The organism is Rhodococcus sp. O3, from assembly GCF_048897285.1.
Classification (GTDB): Bacteria; Actinomycetota; Actinomycetes; order Mycobacteriales; family Mycobacteriaceae; genus Rhodococcus.
Map to the genome: position 1 here is coordinate 1 of NZ_JBMBTE010000280.1, position 2,239 is coordinate 2,239.

A 2,239-nucleotide genomic window follows, 5' to 3' on the forward strand; every position below is an offset into this window, starting at 1 on the left:
CCGACGACGAGCAGCAGCGCGCTGTCCGCGCCGAACGCGAGCACGATCGAGCCCGCGGCCGCGACGAACGGTGCGGGCAGCATGAGCGGGCGGCGACCGAGCCGGTCCGAGAGCGGTCCACCGAGCAGCAGCGCGGGCACGATGCCGAGCACGTAGGCGAACAGGAACACGTCGACGACGACGGGCGAGTATCCGTGGTCGAGCCGGTACATCACCAGCAGCGGCGTGAATTCGTTGCCGCCCCACGCGACCGCGAACATGGCGGATGCGACCAGCGCCCAGGGCGCGATCCGTCGCCGGACGGGCGCCGGGACTTCGGTGACGGTGGCCGTCTCGACGCTCATCGTGCATCTCCTCCGGTGGCGCGCGGCAGTCCGTGGACGCGGCGCATGTGGATGTCGTCGGCGGTGGCGAAGCCCTCGGCGTCGCCCGCGTCGACGAGGTCGGCGAGCCGTGTGTGCTCGTCGATGATCGAGTTCAGTTGCAGGGGGTCGCGGATCAGCGAGCGCGCGGTCATGCGCCGCTGCCGTTCGCGCAGTCCCAGGTAGAAGTCGACGAGCAGCGGATTTCCGGCGGCCCGGACGATGAGGCCGTGGAAGTCCGCGTCGAGCCCGCTGAAGGCCGCGACGTCGCCGGAGTCCGCGGCCTCGTGCTGGGCCCCGAGGTTGGCGCGCAGAGCACGCACGAGTTCCGCGCGGGCACTGTCGGGGCCGCCGGCCACCACGCGGACGGCGTCCGCTTCGAGGAGCAGCCGCGCGGCGACCACGTGTTCGGCCTCGCCGTCGGCCACGGGCACGACGAGCGCGCCGCGTTTCGGATACAGCCGCATCCAGCCCTCGGCCTCGAGGCGCAGGAACGCCTCGCGGACCGGGGTCCGGCTGGTCCCCATCTCGGCGGCGATCTCGCCTTCGCTGATCAGTTCGCCGCCGGGCAGGGTGCCGGACAGGATCCGCTCCTTCACCTCGCGGTAGACCTGCTCCGCCGCTGAATGCAACTTAGACACAAGATGTATTTATACGCGGTGCGAACGAGTTCGTCGCGCGCAGGGGGTGATCGGGGCCGCCCGCGCTCCCACTAAGCTGGCCTCTCGTGTCCGACACTCGCCCGCCCCGCGTCGCCGGGCGTTTCGCCCGCCGCGCGACGCTGCGCCGCTCCGTCGGCCTGCTCGGGAGCTTCCGGTACGAACAGACCGCTCCCGAGGTGTTCTACGGCGGGGTCGCCCGCGACACCGTCGACCTGATCGGCGACCTGTACACGGGCCTGACCGGCCGCGACCTGACCGGCACCACCGTCGTCGACGTCGGCGGCGGTCCCGGCTACTTCGCCGACGCGTTCGACGGCGTCGGCGCCCGGTACGTGCCGATCGAGCCGGATCCGGCGGAGATGCACGCCGCGGGCCTGCAGGTGGGCGGCTCGATCCGCGGATCCGGGCTGGCGTTGCCGGTGCGGACCGGGTCGGTGGACGTGTGCTTCTCGTCGAACGTCGCCGAGCACGTCGCCCAGCCCTGGGTGATGGCCGACGAAATGCTCCGCGTGACCAGGCCCGGCGGCCTGATGGTGCTGTCCTACACGCTGTGGTGGGGTCCGTTCGGCGGCCACGAGACCGGGCCGTGGCACGCCTTCGGCGGCGAGTACGCGGCCCGGCGGTACGCCCGCAAACACGGCCACGAGCCGAAGAACCGCTACGGTGTCTCGCTGTTCGACGTGGGCTGCGCGGACGGCCTGCGCTGGGCCCGCAACACCCGCGACGGCGAGCTGCTCGCCGCGTTCCCCCGCTACCACCCGCGCTGGGCGTGGTGGCTCGTGAAGGTCCCGGTGGTCCGGGAGTTCCTGGTCAGCAACCTCGTGCTGGTGCTGCGCCGCACCTGACGCGGAGATCTGCGGCCCTCCCGCGCGACCGTCACGCGCTACTGTCTTGCGCCATGACCGCACTCGCTTTCGACGTCGGCGGCACCAAACTCGCAGCATCCACCGTCGGCGACAACGGCATCCCGCTCGCTCCGCTGAGCGTCCCGACCCCGACGACGGGTGTGTGGGACGCCGCGGCCACGTTGCTGCGTCACGCCGCGGGCGATCAGGAAATCACCGCTGTCGGGATCGCGAGCGCAGGCCCGATCGACACCACCGCAGGCACGGTCGCACCCGTCAACATCGCCGAATGGGCGGCCGGGTTCGCGCTGGTCGACGGGGTGCAGGCGCTGTTCCCGAGCGCGCGGATCCGGCTCGTCGTGGACGGCGC

4 protein-coding genes are annotated in these 2,239 nt (G+C 72.1%); 2 read left to right on the forward strand and 2 right to left on the reverse strand.

Annotation, left to right across the window (positions count from 1 at the left end; genetic code table 11):
• Both ACN675_RS28895 and ACN675_RS28900 read right to left on the reverse strand, forming a co-directional pair.
• Positions 1-260 (reverse strand): MFS transporter (locus ACN675_RS28895; protein WP_420754076.1); only part of this gene is annotated, 260 nt, incomplete at its 3' end.
• 80 nt (positions 261-340) lie between these two features.
• On the reverse strand, positions 341-1,003 hold the full coding sequence (locus ACN675_RS28900) for a GntR family transcriptional regulator (RefSeq protein WP_420754073.1): 663 nt from the start codon (positions 1,001-1,003) through the stop codon (positions 341-343).
• An 86-nt stretch (positions 1,004-1,089) separates the two neighbouring features.
• Between ACN675_RS28900 and ACN675_RS28905 the strand changes: the two genes are divergently transcribed.
• Positions 1,090-1,869, forward strand: a complete 780-nt coding sequence (locus tag ACN675_RS28905; protein ID WP_420754074.1) for a class I SAM-dependent methyltransferase — start codon at positions 1,090-1,092, stop codon at positions 1,867-1,869.
• 53 nt (positions 1,870-1,922) lie between these two features.
• On the forward strand, positions 1,923-2,239 hold a 317-nt coding region (locus tag ACN675_RS28910), incomplete at its 3' end, for an ROK family protein (protein ID WP_420754075.1).